18 protein-coding genes are annotated in these 18,208 nt (G+C 59.8%); 7 read left to right on the top strand and 11 right to left on the bottom strand.

The window, feature by feature from the left end; genetic code table 11:
- Nucleotides 1-93: 93 nt before the first annotated feature.
- From B9Z47_RS04985 to B9Z47_RS04945, 8 genes are all read right to left on the bottom strand, one after another.
- Nucleotides 94-1,101, bottom strand: coding sequence for a D-2-hydroxyacid dehydrogenase family protein (locus tag B9Z47_RS04985; protein WP_108330172.1), 1,008 nt, complete (start codon nt 1,099-1,101; stop codon nt 94-96).
- A 571-nt stretch (nt 1,102-1,672) separates the two neighbouring features.
- Nucleotides 1,673-2,344, bottom strand: a complete 672-nt coding sequence (gene lexA, locus B9Z47_RS04975) for a transcriptional repressor LexA (RefSeq protein WP_108330170.1) — start codon at nt 2,342-2,344, stop codon at nt 1,673-1,675.
- Nucleotides 2,345-2,610: 266 nt separating this feature from the next.
- The gene (adk, locus tag B9Z47_RS04970) at nt 2,611-3,267 is read right to left on the bottom strand and encodes an adenylate kinase (RefSeq protein WP_108330169.1); all 657 of its coding nucleotides are present in this window, start codon (nt 3,265-3,267) and stop codon (nt 2,611-2,613) included.
- A 104-nt stretch (nt 3,268-3,371) separates the two neighbouring features.
- A complete protein-coding gene (gene kdsB / locus B9Z47_RS04965; RefSeq protein WP_108330168.1) occupies nt 3,372-4,151 on the bottom strand; it encodes a 3-deoxy-manno-octulosonate cytidylyltransferase in 780 nt (259 codons plus the stop codon).
- 10 nt (nt 4,152-4,161) lie between these two features.
- Nucleotides 4,162-4,368 (bottom strand): Trm112 family protein, encoded by a 207-nt coding sequence (locus B9Z47_RS04960; protein WP_108330167.1) that lies wholly within the window; start codon nt 4,366-4,368, stop codon nt 4,162-4,164.
- Nucleotides 4,369-4,452: 84 nt separating this feature from the next.
- A complete protein-coding gene (lpxK, locus tag B9Z47_RS04955; RefSeq protein WP_108330707.1) occupies nt 4,453-5,448 on the bottom strand; it encodes a tetraacyldisaccharide 4'-kinase in 996 nt (331 codons plus the stop codon).
- Nucleotides 5,449-5,454: 6 nt separating this feature from the next.
- On the bottom strand, nt 5,455-5,877 hold the full coding sequence (locus tag B9Z47_RS04950) for a biopolymer transporter ExbD (protein ID WP_108330166.1): 423 nt from the start codon (nt 5,875-5,877) through the stop codon (nt 5,455-5,457).
- Between the two features lie 11 nt (nt 5,878-5,888).
- The gene (locus B9Z47_RS04945) at nt 5,889-6,506 is read right to left on the bottom strand and encodes a MotA/TolQ/ExbB proton channel family protein (protein ID WP_108330165.1); all 618 of its coding nucleotides are present in this window, start codon (nt 6,504-6,506) and stop codon (nt 5,889-5,891) included.
- Between the two features lie 356 nt (nt 6,507-6,862).
- On the opposite strand from B9Z47_RS04945, the gene xseA reads away from it, so the two are divergent.
- On the top strand, nt 6,863-8,218 hold the full coding sequence (xseA, locus tag B9Z47_RS04940; protein WP_108330164.1) for an exodeoxyribonuclease VII large subunit: 1,356 nt from the start codon (nt 6,863-6,865) through the stop codon (nt 8,216-8,218).
- Between the two features lie 333 nt (nt 8,219-8,551).
- Nucleotides 8,552-9,133 (top strand): superoxide dismutase, encoded by a 582-nt coding sequence (locus tag B9Z47_RS04930; protein ID WP_019431287.1) that lies wholly within the window; start codon nt 8,552-8,554, stop codon nt 9,131-9,133.
- A gap of 181 nt (nt 9,134-9,314) precedes the next feature.
- On the opposite strand, the gene B9Z47_RS04925 is transcribed toward B9Z47_RS04930, so the two are convergent.
- Nucleotides 9,315-9,620 (bottom strand): c-type cytochrome, encoded by a 306-nt coding sequence (locus B9Z47_RS04925; protein ID WP_108330162.1) that lies wholly within the window; start codon nt 9,618-9,620, stop codon nt 9,315-9,317.
- An 18-nt stretch (nt 9,621-9,638) separates the two neighbouring features.
- Nucleotides 9,639-11,342, bottom strand: a complete 1,704-nt coding sequence (ilvD, locus tag B9Z47_RS04920) for a dihydroxy-acid dehydratase (RefSeq protein WP_108330161.1) — start codon at nt 11,340-11,342, stop codon at nt 9,639-9,641.
- A gap of 103 nt (nt 11,343-11,445) precedes the next feature.
- Between ilvD and lgt the strand changes: the two genes are divergently transcribed.
- The 3 genes from lgt to B9Z47_RS04905 all read left to right on the top strand — a co-directional run bounded on the left by lgt (nt 11,446) and on the right by B9Z47_RS04905 (nt 14,970).
- Nucleotides 11,446-12,243 carry a prolipoprotein diacylglyceryl transferase gene (gene lgt / locus B9Z47_RS04915; RefSeq protein WP_108330706.1) on the top strand — a complete coding sequence of 266 codons (798 nt, stop codon included), beginning with the start codon at nt 11,446-11,448 and terminating at the stop codon, nt 12,241-12,243.
- Nucleotides 12,244-12,332: 89 nt separating this feature from the next.
- Nucleotides 12,333-13,328, top strand: coding sequence for a tripartite tricarboxylate transporter substrate binding protein (locus tag B9Z47_RS04910; protein ID WP_108330160.1), 996 nt, complete (start codon nt 12,333-12,335; stop codon nt 13,326-13,328).
- Nucleotides 13,329-13,404: 76 nt separating this feature from the next.
- Nucleotides 13,405-14,970 carry a malonyl-CoA synthase gene (locus B9Z47_RS04905; RefSeq protein ID WP_108330159.1) on the top strand — a complete coding sequence of 522 codons (1,566 nt, stop codon included), beginning with the start codon at nt 13,405-13,407 and terminating at the stop codon, nt 14,968-14,970.
- Between the two features lie 115 nt (nt 14,971-15,085).
- Here B9Z47_RS04905 and B9Z47_RS04900 read toward each other — a convergent pair whose 3' ends face one another.
- Nucleotides 15,086-15,529 carry a universal stress protein gene (locus B9Z47_RS04900; protein WP_108330158.1) on the bottom strand — a complete coding sequence of 148 codons (444 nt, stop codon included), beginning with the start codon at nt 15,527-15,529 and terminating at the stop codon, nt 15,086-15,088.
- 151 nt (nt 15,530-15,680) lie between these two features.
- On the opposite strand from B9Z47_RS04900, the gene B9Z47_RS04895 reads away from it, so the two are divergent.
- Together B9Z47_RS04895 and ccoS are read left to right on the top strand one after the other, a co-directional pair.
- Nucleotides 15,681-18,014 (top strand): cation-translocating P-type ATPase, encoded by a 2,334-nt coding sequence (locus B9Z47_RS04895; RefSeq protein WP_108330705.1) that lies wholly within the window; start codon nt 15,681-15,683, stop codon nt 18,012-18,014.
- A gap of 21 nt (nt 18,015-18,035) precedes the next feature.
- Nucleotides 18,036-18,173 (top strand): cbb3-type cytochrome oxidase assembly protein CcoS, encoded by a 138-nt coding sequence (gene ccoS, locus B9Z47_RS04890; protein ID WP_108330157.1) that lies wholly within the window; start codon nt 18,036-18,038, stop codon nt 18,171-18,173.
- Nucleotides 18,174-18,208 lie beyond the last annotated feature (35 nt).

The raw sequence follows: 18,208 nt of genomic DNA, 5'->3' as shown, positions 1-18,208 counted from the left end.
CCAGTTTTGGCTTTCCAAAAGTGCCTTGGGGCAAGGTGTTTTCAGCTGAGTCTGTGAGCCTTTGAAAGTTCCGGGTCTCGGGTCTGATTCGCTTCAACGCCGCACTTGCAATGCGCCTGGGTTGACGATGTTGGTCGGTGTGCCTTTGATGTAGTTGACGACGTTGTCAAATGCCACGCCGAAATAAAGCTCGTAGTTGTCTTTTTCGACGTAACCAATGTGCGGCGTGCAAATGCAGTTTTCCAGGCGCAGCAACGCAGAGCCTTGCAATATGGGTTCCGATTCGAAAACGTCCACAGCAGCCAGCCCCGGGCGTCCTCTGTTCAGAGCACTGATCAAGGCGTTGGGCGCAATCAACTCGGCACGGGATGTGTTGACCAGCAAAGCGGTTGGTTTCATGCGGCCCAGGTCATCGCCAGTGACAATGCCTTCTGTGGTTTCGTTCAGACGCAGGTGCAATGAGACGACATCGGTGTTTTCAAAAAAAGACTCACGGCTTGTGGCCGCCACATAACCGTCCTTGACCGCTCGGACCCGAGATTCGTCGCTGCCCCAAACATGCACCTCCATGCCAAAGGCCTTGCCGTACCCGGCCACCATCTGGCCAATTTTTCCGTAGCCCCAGATGCCCAGTGTTTTCCCTTTGAGCACGGTGCCTAGCCCGAAATTGACCGGCATGGAGCTGGATTTGAGGCCTGACTGTTGCCAGGCGCCATGCTTGAGGCTGCTGATGTATTGCGGAAGTCTTCGCGAGGCCGCCATGATCAGGGCCCAGGTCAGCTCAGCCGGTGCTACGGGTGAACCCACGCCTTCGGCCACTGCCACGCCCCGTTCGGTGCAGGCCGTCAGGTCAATGTGGCTGCCGACGCGTCCGGTTTGTGCGATCAATTTCAGACGCGGCAATTTTTCGATCAAGGCACGGTTCATGCTGGTCCTTTCCCGGATCAGCACGATCACATCGGCGTCTTTGAGCCGGACGGAAAGCTGACCAATCCCCTTGACCGTGTTGGTGTAGACCTTGGCAGGAAAGTTTTCGAGTTTGGTGGCGCACTCGAGTTTGCGGACGACATCCTGGTAGTCGTCAAGGATCACAATGTTCATATGCGACATTGTGCCTTGTCGGTTGCCTGCTGCTTGTCCGCCATTCGGCTTCGTTGGCATCTGGCCAGCCCGCATCCGGGGCCGATAGGATGAGCCCGTAGGCTATTCCATGGGGCTGTGCCAGCAGCCAACACGGGCCTCAAGATGCCCTGTGCCTGGTTTCCAGGGCTGCGAGGCGATCAAGCTCCGCACAGACATCGGCCATGCGGCCCGAGATGACCATGCGTCCGGCGCAGGCCAAACCTTGGTCACTTTCATGGATCCTTAAAACGCGCAGACTGGGCGCAGTGCGGACGGTTTTTCCCGGCTCATGTCCTTGCAACGGGATGCATGGTGTCGGGCGAGTCGCCCAGACGGGGTGGGGGCGGCCCGAAGGCCGTTTGACCATCACGGGCTGGGGGCGTCCCAGATAAGGCAGTTTGTTGATCAGACCCGATAAAGCAAGCAGAGCGATTCCCATGTGAAACCTTTCAAAAGCATGGAGGTTGGACATAGGCAGGATTGCAAAATAAAGTCGCTGACGTCAGGGCTGATGAACAGCGCCCGCCACCTGATGTCAGGACGTTCGCCATCACATGAGCAAGTTGTTGCGGATCAGTCCCACGGCCAGGCCTTCGATGTCAAAAGGCTCGCCGGGATGGACCAAGATGACGGGGTAGTCGGGGTTTTCAGGCAGCAATTCAATGCCCGTGGCGGTTTTGTGAAGGCGCTTGACCGTCACCTCATCGCCCAGACGAGCCACCACGATTTGGCCGTTGCGCACATCTTTGGTTGATTTGACGGCCAGCAGATCACCGTCCATGATGCCCACGTCGCGCATGGACATGCCCCGCACCCGCAGCAAGTAGTCGGGCTGCTGGCTGAACAAACTGATTTCAATTTGGTAAGTGCGGTCAACATGCTCCTGCGCCAGGATGGGAGAGCCTGCAGCCACGCGCCCCACCAAAGGCAGGCACAACTGGCCCAAACCCGGCAAGCTCATGCTCAGCAGATCGGAGGGGCCGCGCAAGGAGGGGCGCGCGTTGCCCTTAAGGCGAATGCCACGTGAAGTGCCGCTGACGAGCTCGATCACGCCTTTGCGGGCAAGTGCCTTGAGGTGTTCTTCTGCCGCATTGGCAGACTTGAAGCCCAGTGCGCCGGCAATTTCTGCCCGGGTGGGCGGGGCACCTGTGTTTGCAATGGTGTTCCGGATCAGCTCCAGAATTTCCTGTTGCCGGGCGGTGAGTTTGGGGCTGTCGGTCATGGCTGTCTCCTGGGATGGTGGGGTTAACTGTGTTTCCATCCATGTGCTGTATTTTTAAACAGTTATCTTGGTTGTGCAAGCTCATCATGAAAAAATTTGTCATTTCATGACCATGGCGAGCGCATTTTTGCCAAGCAACTTCGCACTTTTTGAATCAACCAGCCCTGGGATGCTGTGCTGCAAGACCGTTCGAACAAAAGACAAAGCCCCTTGACGGGGCTTTGTGCTGATGAATTGCGGCTGGAGCCGCCTGGCCATGTAACGGTTTATTCAGCCAGTGCCGCGAAGGCTCGTGTGGTGATGTCTTCCACGCTGCCGGTCCCGCTGATGGCGCGGTATTTGGGCGCGGTAGCCGCGTCTGCCTTGGCCCAGCTGGAGTAGTAATCCACCAAGGGGCGGGTCTGGGCGCTGTACACATCAAGGCGTTTTTTGACGGTTTCTTCCTGGTCGTCGGCGCGTTGCACCAGTGGTTCGCCAGTCACATCGTCTTTGCCTTCTTCCTTGGGGGGATTGAACTTGACGTGGTAAGTGCGGCCTGACGCGGGATGTGAGCGGCGGCCGCTCATGCGTTCGATGATCGCGTCAAAGGGGACGTCGATTTCCAGCACGTAGTCCAGCTTGACGCCAGCGGCTTTCATCGCATCGGCTTGAGGGATGGTCCGTGGAAATCCATCAAACAAGAAGCCGTTGTTGCAGTCGGTCTGGGCGATGCGTTCTTTGACGAGATTGATGATCAGGTCATCACTGACCAAGCCACCGGACTCCATCACGGTTTTGGCTTGAAGGCCAAGTGGCGTGCCTGCCTTGACGGCTGCACGCAGCATGTCGCCGGTGGAAATTTGGGGAATGTTGTATTTCTGGCAAATGAAAGTGGCTTGCGTGCCTTTACCGGCGCCGGGTGCGCCCAACAGAATCAGTCTCATGAAAGGTCCTTATAGCTTGTCGAAAAATTTGTCAGCAGGACCTCGCAGGGGGCCATCGTGTCTGACGAATGGTTCAAGAATATCATGCGAGGCTCAAACCAGACTTACGTCGACAGCAACGTGCGTACCCTTTCCAGATCTTCGTGCGTGTCGACGCCGGGACCAGGGGGGTGATCGGTGACGTGGACGGCAATCGAATGGCCGTGCCAAAGTGCGCGAAGTTGTTCCAGCGACTCCAGTGCTTCGATGGGGGCCGCAGGCAATTGGGGATACAGTGCCAAAAAACCTGCCCGATAGCCGTAAATGCCCACATGCCTCAGCGGTGCAGGGGAGGGTAGGCGTGTGACTTGGTCACCCGTTTGGCCGTCACGCCACCAGGGGATGGGGGCACGACTGAAATAAAGAGCCATTTGCCGTGCATCCACCACGACTTTGACCACATTGGGGTTGGTGAAGTCGGTCAGCGACGCAATGGCGTGTGCTGCTGTGCTCATGCTGGCCTCGGGCCGTTGTTGGAGCACCCTGGCCACTTGGTTGATGAGTTCGGGATCGATCAAGGGTTCATCGCCCTGCACGTTGATGACCAAGGTGCTGTCTGGCAAGCCCAGCAGTTGGCATGCTTCGGCCAGTCGGTCGCTGCCGCTGACGTGATCTTGTCGCGTGAGCAGGGCCTGAACGCCGTGCACTTTGCAGGCTTGCACGATGCGTTCATCGTCAGCTGCGACCACCACTTGGCTGGCATTCGATTGCTGGGCGCGCTTGGCGACGCGGACCACCATGGGCAAACCGGCGATGTCGGCCAGAGGTTTTTGGGGCAGCCTGCTGGATGCCATGCGGGCTGGTATCAGGACGGTGAAGCCTGCGTTCAAAGATTCGTCGCGCATGGTCAACTCCTCAAATCGCAGGACGCCGAGTGGCCAGTTTTTCGACCTCTTCGTCGCTGAGTGCGCGAGCTTCGCTTTCGAGCAGGATGGGAATGCCATTGCGCACGGCATAGGCCAGGCGAGCGCTGCGTGAAAGCAGCTCCTGGGCTTCGCGGTCGAAATCCAACGGTCCTTTGGTGACCGGGCAGACCAGTAATTCAAGCAGTTTGGTGTCCATGTTGGAATGATAACGGGGGGTTGCGGCTGGTGGTCGTGGCCATCATTTTGTGCAGGGTGCGCTGTTGGTCGTGCGATGGATGGTTCAACCCGCTTTGTTTGGGGCGGGCAGGAGTCGGTCCAGTGCGTCCCAAAAAGCGGGTTCGGGGGTCAGGTGAAGGGGCACGGCCAGGGCATCCGGTTGGTGTCGCCACAGTTTGGCGGCGTCTTTTTCCGTGCACAGCAAGGGCCGTGTCAGGGCCTGGGTGGGCCATGCGGCAAAGTCAAAGTGGTCGGGTAGCGCGGTCGTTTGTTGAAGCGTCAGCCCGTGTTCGCGCAGCATGTTGAAAAAAGCTTCGGGTCTGGCCAGGCCGGCTACAGCATCCAAAGCATGGTTTTTCAAGCTGGCCAGGGCGACTCTTCGGCCTTGTGCATCGTGCGCAACGTCCGCCAATTCGCGGCGAGCCTGATAACCGCCCTTCAAGTTGGACAAGCCCGTGTGCACCACCAGGTCCACTGGTTTAGGCCATGGCTCGCGCAAAGGTCCTGCGGGCAGCAGCCAGCCGTTGCCAATTGCGCGTTCATCCATCACGCAAATTTCAAGGTCCCGGGCGAGAGCCAAATGCTGCAAGCCGTCGTCGCACACCAGGATGTTGACCTCCGGGTGTTGATCCAGCAAAGCCCGGCCGGCATGGGCACGGGACGCCCCCACCCACACGGGAACGCCGGTTTTTTGACGAATCAACAAAGGTTCGTCACCGGTTTCTGCGGGTGAACTGTCAGGCCATACCGCCCGGGTATCCCGGCTTTGACGGCCATGTCCTCTTGAGATCACACCTGGCTTCCAGCCCTGGCGCAACAGGTGTTGCACGAGGGCCATGGTGAGTGGGGTTTTGCCCGCGCCACCGGCGACCACGTTGCCCACCACGATCACGGGAACGGGCAATTGTTGTTGCTTTTGCCAGCCGATTTGGTAAGCCAGCTTGCGGACGCTGAGCAAAACACCATGAATCAAGGCGATGGGTGTGAGCAATCGGGCCGTCAGGCTGCGCGACTGCCAGACCCGTGGCAGCTCACGGTGCAGCCAGGACGCAATGGACATCACGTTTCAGGAGCCCGAGGATTCGGGCGATTGGGTGGCAAATGTGATCTGCGACAAACCTGCCCGGCGCGCAGCTTCCATGGCGTTGATCACCGATTGGTGGCTGGCTTGGGCGTCGGCACTGATCACCAGCGTGGTGGTTTTGGATGCCATGCGGGCCAAAGCGCTGGTCAAAGCGCTGACAGACGTGTCGCCGACAGGCGTCTTGTTGACGGCGTATTGCCCTTGGGTGTTGACCGTCAAAATGATTTGGCGGGGACGGTCCTTTTGTTTTTCTGCCTCGGCCAGCGGCAAGGTCAGGTTGATCTCAGTCAAGCGTGACCAGGTTGAGGTGAGCATCAGGAAAATGAGAACCACCAACAAGACGTCGATGAAGGGTATGAGATTGATCTCGGGCTCGGCCGATCGGTTTTGCTTGCGGAAGTTCACTGGTTTTTCATTCAGAAGCGCAGATGGTTCAAATGGCGTGCAAATTGTTCACAAGCCACTTCCATGGACAGCAGTTGATTGTCTACCAATGACCGGAAATACCGCCAGAACATCAGCGCCGGGATGGCCACAATCAAACCGAATGCCGTGTTGTACAAGGCTATGGAAATGCCATGTGCCAATTGCGCGGGCTGGTTACCGCTGACACTGCTGCTGCCAAAAATCTCAATCATGCCAATCACTGTGCCAAGCAAGCCCAAGAGCGGGGCTGCAGAAGCAATGGTGGCCAAGGCGCTCAGGTAACGTTCCAATTGACCGGCGGCCAGGCGTCCTGCCATTTCCATGCTGCCCGTCAGGTCTTGTGCAGAAGCTTGTGGGTTTTTTTGCAGGCAGCGCAATCCGCTGGCCAGCACGGGGCCAAGGGCACCCATGCTCTCCAGCTTGACGATGGCCTCTTCAGTCGGAGGGCCTCGACGTGTCGCATCCATGGCCTGTTCCAGCGTATGGGGGGGGATAACCTTGGCCGTTTGCAGCTGATACAAGCGTTCAAAAATCAAGGCCAAAGCCAAAATGGAACACAGGATCAAAGGCCAGACTGGCCAGCCGGCAGCTTGAATGATGGACAACAAAACAGTTCCTTCAACGCGGGTGGGTGTGACAAAAGCATGTGATTATGGACGATGCCCAGCATTCCAATGGCCACTGTTTTCAATGTGCGATATGGGGCTTTGAGAGAGCATCGGGCTGTGGATAACTTTGTGAAGAACTTCCCTGAACCGTTCTATTTTGAATACTTGTGTTTGTTGTCTGGCGATTTTTTGAGTGTGTTAAATCATTCAAAATTCAATGAATTCAAATACTTAAATGTTTTTCCATGAAAAAAATCAGCACGGCCCCGCTGGATTTGGGCATGTCGGTTTTTTGTGGAATACTTTTTCGATGAGGCGTTGCCAACGCGCCTAGCGTCTGCCTGACAATCAAGCCGATGAATGAACTGCTGAGTACGAAACCCCGCGCTTGGACCGTGAGCGCCTTGTGCCGCGCTGTCGCTGACAGCCTGGACGCCCAATTCAACCCGGTGAGCGTGCGTGGAGAAATCTCGGGTTTTTCTCGTGCGGCCAGTGGTCATTGCTATTTTTCCATCAAGGACGAAACCGGGCAGATCCGTTGCGCCATGTTTCGCCGAGCGGCCAGCTTGATGAATTTCACGCCACGCGATGGCGAATTGGTTGAGGTTCGGGGGCGTTTGGGGGTGTACGAAGCGCGGGGTGACCTGCAGTTGGTGGTTGAAGCCCTGGAGCGGTCGGGGCAGGGCGCGCTGTTTGAGCAATTTTTGCGACTCAAGGCCAAACTGGAGGCTGAAGGCCTTTTTGATCCTGCACACAAACGGGAATTGCCGGCCCAACCCCGCGCCATTGGTGTGGTGACTTCGCTGGGGGCGGCTGCCTGGCACGATGTGATGACCGCTTTGCAGCGGCGCGTGCCGCACATTCCGGTGTTGATGGCACCCGCCCTGGTGCAAGGCTCGGGGGCTGCCGCCACGTTGGCGCAGGCCCTGCTCGATGTGTATGCCTTCACCGCCGAAGACAACCCGCTCAGCCCCCCTGTGGACGTGATCTTGCTGGTGCGCGGGGGCGGCTCGATGGAAGACCTGTGGTCTTTCAATGACGAAAACCTGGCCCGTGTGATGGCCCAAAGCCCGGTGCCGCTCATTTGCGGCGTGGGCCACGAGACCGACTTCACCATCGCCGACTTTGTGGCCGATGTGCGTGCCCCGACGCCCACGGCCGCTGCCGAAATGGCAGCGACCGACCGGGGTGTGGGCCTGGAGGCCTTGTCGGTGCTGGAACACCGATTGAACCGAGGGCTGTTGCGCCAGCAGGATCGGCAAGCCCAACGTCTGGACAGCGTGGCGGCCCGATGGGGTGTGGGCTTGGCGCGCCAGCAAGAGCGCCAGGCCCAGCGCTTGGCCACCATCGCTGCCCGTTTGAGCCGCCCGCAAGCTTTGCTGGGCCAACACAGCCAGTGGCTGGACCGGTTGGCGCACCGCCTGCAAGCCGGTGTGCAACGTGAGCTGACGGACAGCGGCCACAGGCTGGAGCGCCTGAATGACCGTTTGGGCTTCAACCAGGGCCAGCAGGTGCAGCAACGTGCCCAGCTCCTGGAGCGTGCCGCCTTGCGTTTGTCCTCGGTGGACCCGCATCGGGTGCTGGAGCGCGGTTATGCCTGGCTCAGTGATGAGCGCGGGCAGGCATTGACCCACGTGGCACAGTTTCAGCCCGGCCGGGCGGTGCGGGCGACGCTGGCTGACGGCGAAGTGCCCTTGAAAGTACAGGGCTGATCGCGTCAATGAGAGATGCCTTGTCTTTGTGGGAGGCTGCCCCTGCAGCCGAATGCCTGCATGGGCTCAGGCCGATTTTGGGGATGTGGGTAAGCCATCATGGGCCGGGGCCTGGGCACCTCATGAGGGAGTACCCAAAATCGGTGCCCAGGCCCCGGCCCATGACGGCGATGGGCAGCGTGAGCTCTTCAAAATCGGTTTCTGGGCATTAGCCCACGACGGCGATAGCCGGGTTGACGACGTTTTCAGTGACCTGCTGCGCTAAAGGGCGATCACTCAGCCCCTAAAATGCACGGCTATACCTTCAACCCGCAACAACAAAAGGACACCCTCATGGAACACACCTTGCCCGCACTGCCTTATGCGATCGACGCACTGGCCCCTCACTACAGCCAGGAAACTCTGGAGTTCCACCACGGCAAGCACCACAACGCTTATGTGGTGAACCTGAACAACCTGCAAAAAGGCACTGAATTCGAGAGCATGTCCCTCGAAGAAATCATCAAGAAGTCCAGCGGTGGCGTTTACAACAACTCTGCCCAAATCTGGAACCACACCTTCTTCTGGAACTGCATGAAGCCCAATGGCGGCGGCGAGCCCACAGGCGCGTTGGCCACAGCCATCAACGCCAAGTTCGGCAGCTACGCCGCTTTCAAGGAAGCCTTCGTCAAGAGCGCCGTGGGCAACTTCGGCTCCGGCTGGACCTGGTTGGTCAAGAAAGCCGACGGCTCGGTCGACATCGTCAACATGGGCGCCGCGGGCACCCCCCTGACCACGGGCGACACCGCCTTGTTGACCGTGGACGTGTGGGAACACGCCTACTACATCGACTACCGCAACATGCGTCCCAAGTTTGTCGAGACTTTCCTCGACAAATTGGTGAATTGGTCTTTTGCCGAGAAAAACTTCGGCTGATCCAGACGCTGCCCGCGTCAAAAACCCCGCCTAGCGGGCATGCCGGTCAGCTCAACACTGACCGGCATTTTTTTCGTCTGTTCTATCAAATTGGATCTCAGCGCCTGGTCTGGTGCCGAGGTGTCCGTGAAACAGGGCAAATGGCCCAAGATTGAGCCATGATCCTACACAGTCGTCGCTTTTATTTGACGCTCAGCACCCAAGCGGCCAGTTTTTTGGCGTCCGCCTCGCTCACCTGAGGGTTGGCAGGCATGGGGACCGCGCCCCACACGCCAGAGCCGCCCTTGATGATTTTGCTGGCCAGCTTGTCGGCGGCGGTTTTGTCGCCTTTGTACTTGGCGGCCACGTCCTTGAAGCCGGGGCCGACCAGTTTTTTGTCCACGCTGTGGCAGGCCATGCAGTTCTTGCTGGTGGCCAGGGCCTGATCGGCCATGGCAGGGCTCAAGGCCAGCGCAGTCAGCGTGAGCGCCAAAAGGATTTTTTGCATGAATGCCACTTTCGGAGATCAGTACAAGTCGAGCACGGCACCTTTGCTGGCGCTTGAAGCGTTGAAAGCGAACTTGGCCTGTACGCCGCGTGTGTAGCGGGGTGCGGGGGCTGTCCAGCCTTCGCGGCGCTTGGCCAGTTCGGCTTCGGGCACGTTCAGCTCCAGAATCAGCTTGTGCGCGTCGATGGTGATGCTGTCGCCTTCATGCACAAAAGCGATGGTGCCACCGGCTGCGGCTTCGGGCGCAACGTGGCCGACCACCATGCCCCAAGTGCCGCCGGAGAAACGGCCGTCGGTGATCAGGCCGACGCTTTCACCCAGACCGGCACCGATCAAGGCTCCTGTGGGGGCCAGCATTTCGGGCATGCCGGGGCCGCCTTTGGGGCCGAGGTAGCGCAAGACCATCACGTCACCGGCTTGGATCTTGCCCGCCAAAATGGCTTCGAGGGCCGATTGCTCGTCGTCGAACACACGGGCTGGGCCGGTGATGACCGGGTTTTTCAGGCCGGTGATCTTGGCCACAGCGCCTTCGGGCGACAGGTTGCCCTTGAGGATGGCCAGGTGGCCTTCGGTGTACATCGGCTTGTCGATCGGGCGGATCACGTCTTGGTCAGCGCGAGGAACGTCGGGCACGTCCTTCAGGTTTTCGGCAATGGTCTTGCCAGTGATGGTCATGCAGTCGCCGTGCAATAAACCAGCGGCCAACAAGGTTTTCATGACCTGAGGAATGCCGCCCGCTTGGTGCAGGTCAACAGCCAGGTACTTGCCGCTGGGCTTCAGATCGCAAATGACGGGAATCTTTTTGCGCATGCGCTCGAAGTCGTCAATCGTCCAGTCCACGCCAGCGGTGTGGGCAATGGCCAAAAAGTGCAGCACCGCGTTGGTCGAGCCGCCGGTGGCCATGATCACGGCCACGGCGTTTTCAATGGCTTCCTTGGTGACGATGTCGCGGGGCTTCAAGTCGTTTTTGATGGCTTCGATCAGCACTTTGGCCGATTCCTTGGCCGAGTTCTGCTTTTCGTCGTGCGGGTTGGCCATGGTTGACGAGTAGGGCAGGGACATGCCCAGAGCCTCGAAGGCCGAGGACATGGTGTTGGCGGTGTACATGCCGCCGCAAGAACCCGTGCCAGGAATGGCGCGTTTTTCGATTTCCTTCAGGTCAAAGTCGCTCATCTTGCCTGCAGCGTTTTCGCCTACAGCCTCGAACACGCTCACGATGTTCAGGTCTTTGCCCTGGTAGCGGCCCGGCAAAATGGTGCCGCCGTACACATAGATGGCGGGCACGTTGGCGCGCAGCATGCCCATCATGCCGCCGGGCATGTTCTTGTCGCAGCCGCCGACGACCAGCACGCCGTCCATCCACTGGCCTTGCACGCAGGTCTCGATGCAGTCCGAGATGACTTCGCGGCTGACGAGCGAGAACTTCATGCCTTCGGTGCCCATGGCCATGCCGTCGGAAATGGTGGGTGTGCCAAACACTTGGGCGTTGCCACCGGCTTCTTCAATGCCTTGGATGGCCGCGTCGGCCAGCTTTTGCAGGCCGCTGTTGCAGGGGGTGATGGTGCTGTGGCCGTTGGCCACGCCGACCATGGGTTTGACGAAATCGCCTTCTTCATAGCCCATGGCGTAATACATCGAGCGGTTCGGGGCGCGGGATTTGCCCTGTGTGATGTTGGCGCTGCGGCGGTTGATGGGGGTGATCGGGATGATTTTGTCGCTCATGGTGTTGTCTAGGTAGATGCCCAAAAGAAGGTCGCCACATTCTAACGGGCGAGTCACTGGCTTTTGTGTCCGCTACAGGGCATGGCCGGTGCACAATCCGGGCATGCTGATCCATCCTCAAATTGACCCCGTCGCCCTGCAACTCGGACCTTTGGCCATCCATTGGTACGGCCTGACTTATCTGGCCGCTTTTGGCTTGTTTTTCTGGCTGGGCACACGCCGTTTGGCGCATTTGCCGTTCAAAAATCTGCCGCAATGGCAAAAACGCGATGTCGAGGACATTTTGTTTTTGGGCGTGCTCGGCGTCATCCTGGGTGGGCGTGTGGGGTACTGCCTGTTTTACAAGCCGGCTTATTACCTGTCCAATCCGCTGGAAATTTTGGCGGTTTGGCAAGGCGGCATGAGTTTTCATGGCGGGCTGCTGGGTGTGATGTTGGCCATGGTTTGGTTTGCCCGCACGCGCCAACGCCCATTTTTGCAGGTCATGGATTTTGTGGCCCCTTGCGTGCCGACGGGCCTGGCGGCGGGGCGGGTGGGCAACTTTCTGAATGGCGAGCTTTGGGGACGCTTGGCCGATCCGTCGTTGCCTTGGGCCATGGTGTTTCGCGGCGCTGGCGATTTGCCGCGCCACCCCTCGCAGCTCTACCAGATCGCGCTGGAGGGGCTGCTGCTGTTCGTGCTGTTGTGGCTGTACGCCCGCAAGCCCAGGGCGCAGGGCCAGGTGGCGTTCGCTTTTCTTTTCGGCTATGGCGTGTTCCGCTTCGTGGCCGAGTACTTCCGCGAGCCCGATGCGCACCTGGGACTCTTGAGCCTGGGCATGAGCATGGGCCAGTGGCTGTGCGTGCCCATGATCGTGGGTGGTGCGGCCCTGTGGGTCTGGAGCCGAAAGAGATCTGGGTGAAACCCGGCCCTCTTGGGTTTCTTGAATCCGCTGGGCAGGTTGGCGCGACTCACTTTATGATGCGAGCACTTAAAACGAGGAGACATTTCATGACCGCTCAGTTCAACGCTCAACAGCGCCGGGATTTTTTGAAGAGCCTGGCCGCCTTGTCTGGCAGCCTGCCCCTTTGGGCCCAAGCCCAAAGCAGCTGGCCTTCCAAGCCAGTGACCATGGTGGTGCCGTTTCCTGCAGGCGGCGGTACCGATGCGTTTGCACGGCCTATGTCCGCCCAGTTTGCCAAGCTGACCGGCAAACAACTGATCATCGACAACCGGGGCGGCGCAGGTGGCACCCTGGGCGCCGGGGTGGCGGCCAAGTCGGCCCCCGATGGCTATAACCTGTTCATGGGCGCTGTGCACCACACGATTGCGCCCAGCATGTACCCCAAGCTGGACTACGACCTGGAGCGTGACCTGGTTCCCTTGATCCTGGTGGCCAATGTGCCCCAGGTGCTGGTGGTCAACCCCAAGAAAGTTCCGATGGCCGATTTCAAGGCCTTCCTGGAGATGGTCAAAAAGAACCCCGGACGCCTCAATTACGGCTCAGCGGGCGGCGGCACCTCCCACCACTTGGCGGGCGAGTTGTTCAAGTTGCAGACCAAGACCTTCATCACCCACATCCCTTACCGGGGCGCTGGCCCTGCTTTGCAGGACCTGATCGCGGGCAATGTGGACATGATGTTCGACGGTCTGGGTTCTTCGGCTGCCCACATCAAAGGTGGCCGGATCAAGGCGATGATGGTCTCGGGGGCCAAGCGCAATGCGGCATTCCCGGACGTGCCTTGCTCGGCCGAATTGGGTCTGCCCGATTACACCGTCTCGACCTGGTACGGCGTGTGGGCACCCAAAGGCACGCCAGCCGATGCCCAAGCGCGTGCCATCGAAGAAATCCGCCGTGCTTGCCAGACCGACGACGCCAAAGCCGTCTGGGCCAACCAGGGCGCTGAGTTCCCCAACCTGACCACCACCCAGTTTGACGCTTTCATCAAAAAAGAGCTGGCCAAGTGGTCGCAGGTTGTCAAGGCCTCGGGGGCCAAGCTCGACTGAGCCCTGCATTGAATGTGGAACGGGCCTGTGATCGGGCCCTTTTTCATGCCTTTTTTCACGCTTTCATTTTGAAACCATGACCCACAACAACCTGTTTTCGTCCCTGCGAGCTGCTTTTCCTGCCGACCTGACTGCGGTGGCGGTCGAAACCGACGAGGGCTTGCACTACAGCTGGCAAGACCTGGACCGCGCCACGGCCATGATGGCCAATTTGCTGCAATCGCTGGACTTGCCCGCAGGCAGCCGCGTGGCGGTGCAGGTCGAAAAATCGGTCGAAGCGATGATGCTGTACCTGGCGACCTTGCGTGCCGGGTATGTGTTCCTGCCGCTCAACACTGCCTACCAGAGTGCCGAAATCGAGTATTTCATCGGCAATGCCGAACCGGCCGTCGTGGTTTGCAGCTCAGCCAACTTTGGCTGGGTCAGCAAGATCGCTTTCAAGGCGGGCACGCAGCATGTGTTCACCCTGGGCGATGACCGCACCGGCAGCTTGCTGGAGCGTGCCGCACACCACAGCGACCAACACCAGGCCGTGCCGCGCCAGGCCGATGACCTGGCCGCCATCCTCTACACCAGTGGCACCACCGGGCGCAGCAAGGGTGCCATGCTCACCCACGGCAACATGCTCAGCAATGCGCTCACGCTCAAGGATTACTGGGGCTGGACGAGAACCGGTGGGCCTGAAGGTCGTGGCGATGTGCTCATCCATGCCTTGCCCATCTTCCATGTACACGGTCTGTTTGTGGCCATCCATGGGGCCCTGATCAACGGCAGCAAGATGATCTGGATGGCCAAGTTCGACCCGAAACGCGCCATTGCGCACATGAAAAAGGCCACCGTGTTCATGGGCGTGCCCACGCTGTATGTCCGCATGCTGGCCGAGCCCACGCTCGACAAGGCGGCGGTCAAAAACATGCGTTTGTTCATCGCGGGCTCTGCGCCCTTGTTGATCGAGACTTTTACCGAGTGGCAGCAGCGCACGGGCCACACCATTTTGGAGCGCTACGGCATGAGCGAAACCGCCATGCTCACCTCCAACCCGTATGCGGCTGACAAACGTTACGCCAACCAGTCCGAGCGCCGCGGCGGCACGGTGGGCTTTCCTTTGCCCGGCGTGTCCTTGCGCGTGCGCGGCGACGACGGACAGGACTTGCCGGTGGGCGAGATCGGCGGTATCCAGGTCAAAGGCCCCAATGTGTTCAAGGGCTACTGGCGCATGCCCGAAAAAACCGCTGAAGAATTCACCGCCGATGGTTATTTCAAGACCGGCGATGTGGGCAAGGTCGATGAGCGGGGTTATGTGACCATCGTCGGCCGCAGCAAGGACCTGATCATCAGCGGCGGCTACAACGTGTACCCGGCCGAAATCGAGGGCTACATCAACGAGATGAAGGGCGTGGCCGAAAGTGCGGTGGTGGGCGTGCCCCATCCCGACTTTGGCGAGGTGGGGGTGGCCGTGGTCATCGCCAAACCTGAGGCCAGCGTGCAGCCTGAGGCCATCGTGGCCGAGCTCAAGGCCAAACTGGCCAACTTCAAGATCCCCAAGCGCTGCTTTGTGGTGGCCGAGTTGCCGCGCAACACCATGGGCAAGGTGCAAAAGAACCTTTTGCGCGATCAATACAAAGGGCTTTTTGCCGGCTGAGTCGCAACGGCCCCACAGGGCAGCTGCAAAGATCTGACTTGCGTGGCAGTTTCAGTCGCGCTTCATGGCAAGGCTGCGTCGATCCAAGTTGGAGCGCAGCCTTGTTGCTTTGGGCTCAGCGCAACACCAGCACCGGAATGTGCGAGTGCGTCAGCACCTGCTGGGTTTCGCTGCCCAGCAAGAGGCGTTTGATGCCTTTTCGGCCATGCGAGGCCATCACGATCAGATCGGCTTTTTGCTTTTTGGCGGCGGCAATGATCGCGTCTGACACCACATCCGATTTCACCGTCAGGGTCTTGGTCACCACGCCCTTGGATTTGGCCGACTTTTCAACCGTGCTCAATTGCGCTTGTGCAGACTCGGTCCATTGCTTTTCAACTCGTGAAATTTCCTCGGCCGACAAGGGGATGCTGCCCTCGAAATAAGCTTGGGGGTAACGGGGCACGACTTTCAAGGCCAGCAGTTCTGCGCCACACGTTGAAGCGAGTTCAATGGCACTGGCCACCGCCTTTTTGGACAGGGTGGAACCGTCGGTGGCAACGAGAATGCGTTTGTACATAGATTGCTCCTGATGCGTTTTGGAAGCTTCATGTTAAGCAGGCATGAGGCTTGGTGACTTGATGCACATCAAGCTTTTGTTCGGCCATTTGGCGTATCGTCCGAACATGATCCAAGTCAATGTGCTGCCAGGTTTGGCCGAATCACTCCCCATGCCGCCGACAACAGCGCCTTCACCGGACCACTTGAAGACCGAGCGATTGGCTTTGCTGGACGATCCCGAGGAATGGGCTGCTTTCAGTTTGCCCGACCAGGACCCGATGGGCTGCTGGCGTTCCAGCGTGGTGTTCGAGGGCATGCACTGCGCAGCCTGCGCCATCACCTTGGAAGACGCCTTGCTTGCGGTCCCGGGTGTGCGCTCGGTGCAAATCAGCTCAGCCAGCCACCGCGGGCAAGTGGTCTGGTCGCCCGAACACACCCAGCCCTCCGAATGGATGCGATCGGTGGAGCGTTTTGGCTACAGAGCCCTGCCCGCCAACGATGTCCATGCCCATGAGCGACGCCGCCAGGAGGCCCGGCGCATGGTGTGGCGCTTGTCGGTGGCGGCCATGTGCATGATGCAGGTCATGATGTACGCCACCCCGGCTTATCTGTCAGCGCCGGGAGACATTTCCGACGAGTCGATGCACCTGCTGCGATGGGCCTCGTGGGTCTTGTCCTTGCCTGTCATGTTCTTTGCCTGTGCGCCTTTTTTGGGCAATGCCTGGCGCGATCTGCGCGAGCGCCAGATCAGCATGGACCTGCCGGTGGCGCTGGGCATGGTGGTGACTTTTGTGGTCAGCAGCCTGGGCACTTTTGAACCCGAAGGCCTGTTTGGTGCCGAGGTTTATTTCGATTCCCTGACCATGTTCGTGTTTTTCCTGCTCATGGGCCGCTGGCTGGAGTTGCGCCTGCGCGACCGCACTGCCGGGGCGCTGGAGGCGGTGCTCAACCGCTTGCCTGCCACTGTTCGAAAGCGCATGCCCGATGGGCAATGGGTCCCCATTTCTGTTCGTCGTCTGGCTGTGGGGGATGTGATCGAGGTCCTGGCCGGGGAGGCGTTTGCAGGCGATGGTCGGGTCCTGTCGGGTCAGACCCAGGTGGATGAGGCCTTGCTCACGGGTGAATCCCGACCCTTGACCCGTCAGGCGGGGGATCGGGTGATTGCGGGCAGCCACAACTTGAGCGGCACGCTGCAAGTGCAGATCGAGCAGGTGGGCGCGGCCACCCGTTACGCGCAGATCGTGGCCTTGATGGAAAGCGCCTCGGTGACCAAGCCGTCGATGGCGTTGCTGGTGGACCGCTGGGCCAAACCCTTCTTGATCACGGTGTTGCTGGCCTCGTTGGCCTCGGCTATTTACTGGTGGCCCAGCGACCCGGCCCATGCGGTGATGGTGGCCGTGGCCGTGCTGATCGTGACTTGCCCCTGTGCCTTGTCTTTGGCCACACCTGCGGCCATGTTGGCCACAGCGGGGGCTTTGGCCCGCAGCGGCGTGTTGGTTCGGCGGCTGGAGGCCTTGCAAAACCTGGCATCCATCGACACGGTGATTTTTGACAAGACCGGCACCTTGACCCGCGATGCCTTCGATGTGGTTCACATCCACACCCGCAAGGACATGGACCCCGAGCAAGCGCTGGTTTGGGCGTCGAGTTTGGCGCGGCATTCTTTGCATCCGGTGTCCCGGGCTTTGTGGTCCGAGGCCCGGCGGCGTGCCGAGGGCGCGGCCCGCTTGCCCGAACTGGAGCGCCTCATGGCCCGGGATATTTCAGAACAAGCCGGGCAGGGCCTGCAGGGGCAACTGGACCGGCCTGGCTTGGTGGCCCTGAACCTGCGCCTGGGCTCGGCCCGCTTTTGTGGCGCGCCCCGCCTCAGTGGGCACCATTTGCAAGTCAGTCTTGCCGACGATGCGGGTTGGCTGGCGACTTTCGAGTTGGCCGAAGACGTGCGCCCCGAGGCGGCCAGCGTGGTGACGCGGCTCAAGGCCCTGGGTTTGACGCTCAAGATGCTGTCAGGCGATGGTGTCCAGGCGGTGGCCCAAGTGGCCCGCCAGGTCGGTATTGACGATGCGCAAGGCGGGTGCAGTCCGCAAGACAAATTGAAACAACTGCAGGCCTGGCAAGCGCAGGGGCACAAAGTGGCCATGGTGGGCGACGGCCTGAACGACGGCCCGGTCTTGGCCGGTGCCGATGTGTCTTTCGCCTTGGGGCAGTCGGTGCCGCTGGCTCAGTCCAAGGCCGACTTTGTGCTGATGGCGGGGCAACTGGATGTGCTGGTCAGCACGGTGCTGCGCAGCCGTCAAACTTTGCGCATTGTGAAACAGAACCTGGTGTGGGCGGCGGTCTACAACGCCGCCTGTGTGCCCTTGGCCCTGGTGGGCTGGTTGCCCGCCTGGGCGGCGGGTCTGGGCATGGCGCTCAGTTCATTGCTGGTGGTGCTCAACGCGGTGCGTCTGGCCAGTCCTTTGCCCGCGCAGGCGCATGAGCTTCAACCAGGGCATCCCGCGTGATGCCCGCATGAGGAAAACGCGATGGACATTTTGTATTTGCTGATCCCCTTGTCGGTGGCTTTGGTGTTTTGCATCCTGGGGGGCCTGTGGTGGGCCATTCACCGGGGGCAATTTGAGGACATTGAGGCCGAAGGCGAGCGCATTTTGCGCAACGATTGATTTCGATCAAGTGACCTTGGTGTATACCCGGTCAA

It is taken from the genome of Limnohabitans sp. 2KL-1, from assembly GCF_003063435.1.
GTDB lineage: Bacteria > Pseudomonadota > Gammaproteobacteria > Burkholderiales > Burkholderiaceae_C > Limnohabitans_A.
Note: the sequence above shows the minus strand (reverse complement) of the source record. Positions and strands in the feature narration are given on the sequence as shown.

What these genes read in the sequence shown, in the direction of transcription:
- B9Z47_RS04985 (WP_108330172.1), bottom strand. Translation starts at nt 1,101, where the DNA reads ATGAACATTGTGATCCTTGACGACTACCAGGATGTCGTCCGCAAACTC.
- lexA (WP_108330170.1), bottom strand. Translation starts at nt 2,344, where the DNA reads ATGACCGACAGCCCCAAACTCACCGCCCGGCAACAGGAAATTCTGGAG.
- adk (WP_108330169.1), bottom strand. Translation starts at nt 3,267, where the DNA reads ATGAGACTGATTCTGTTGGGCGCACCCGGCGCCGGTAAAGGCACGCAA.
- kdsB (WP_108330168.1), bottom strand. Translation starts at nt 4,151, where the DNA reads ATGCGCGACGAATCTTTGAACGCAGGCTTCACCGTCCTGATACCAGCC.
- B9Z47_RS04960 (WP_108330167.1), bottom strand. Translation starts at nt 4,368, where the DNA reads ATGGACACCAAACTGCTTGAATTACTGGTCTGCCCGGTCACCAAAGGA.
- lpxK (WP_108330707.1), bottom strand. Translation starts at nt 5,448, where the DNA reads ATGTCCATTGCGTCCTGGCTGCACCGTGAGCTGCCACGGGTCTGGCAG.
- xseA (WP_108330164.1), top strand. Translation starts at nt 6,863, where the DNA reads ATGAATGAACTGCTGAGTACGAAACCCCGCGCTTGGACCGTGAGCGCC.
- B9Z47_RS04930 (WP_019431287.1), top strand. Translation starts at nt 8,552, where the DNA reads ATGGAACACACCTTGCCCGCACTGCCTTATGCGATCGACGCACTGGCC.
- B9Z47_RS04925 (WP_108330162.1), bottom strand. Translation starts at nt 9,620, where the DNA reads ATGCAAAAAATCCTTTTGGCGCTCACGCTGACTGCGCTGGCCTTGAGC.
- ilvD (WP_108330161.1), bottom strand. Translation starts at nt 11,342, where the DNA reads ATGAGCGACAAAATCATCCCGATCACCCCCATCAACCGCCGCAGCGCC.
- lgt (WP_108330706.1), top strand. Translation starts at nt 11,446, where the DNA reads ATGCTGATCCATCCTCAAATTGACCCCGTCGCCCTGCAACTCGGACCT.
- B9Z47_RS04910 (WP_108330160.1), top strand. Translation starts at nt 12,333, where the DNA reads ATGACCGCTCAGTTCAACGCTCAACAGCGCCGGGATTTTTTGAAGAGC.
- B9Z47_RS04905 (WP_108330159.1), top strand. Translation starts at nt 13,405, where the DNA reads ATGACCCACAACAACCTGTTTTCGTCCCTGCGAGCTGCTTTTCCTGCC.
- B9Z47_RS04900 (WP_108330158.1), bottom strand. Translation starts at nt 15,529, where the DNA reads ATGTACAAACGCATTCTCGTTGCCACCGACGGTTCCACCCTGTCCAAA.
- B9Z47_RS04895 (WP_108330705.1), top strand. Translation starts at nt 15,681, where the DNA reads ATGCCGCCGACAACAGCGCCTTCACCGGACCACTTGAAGACCGAGCGA.
- ccoS (WP_108330157.1), top strand. Translation starts at nt 18,036, where the DNA reads ATGGACATTTTGTATTTGCTGATCCCCTTGTCGGTGGCTTTGGTGTTT.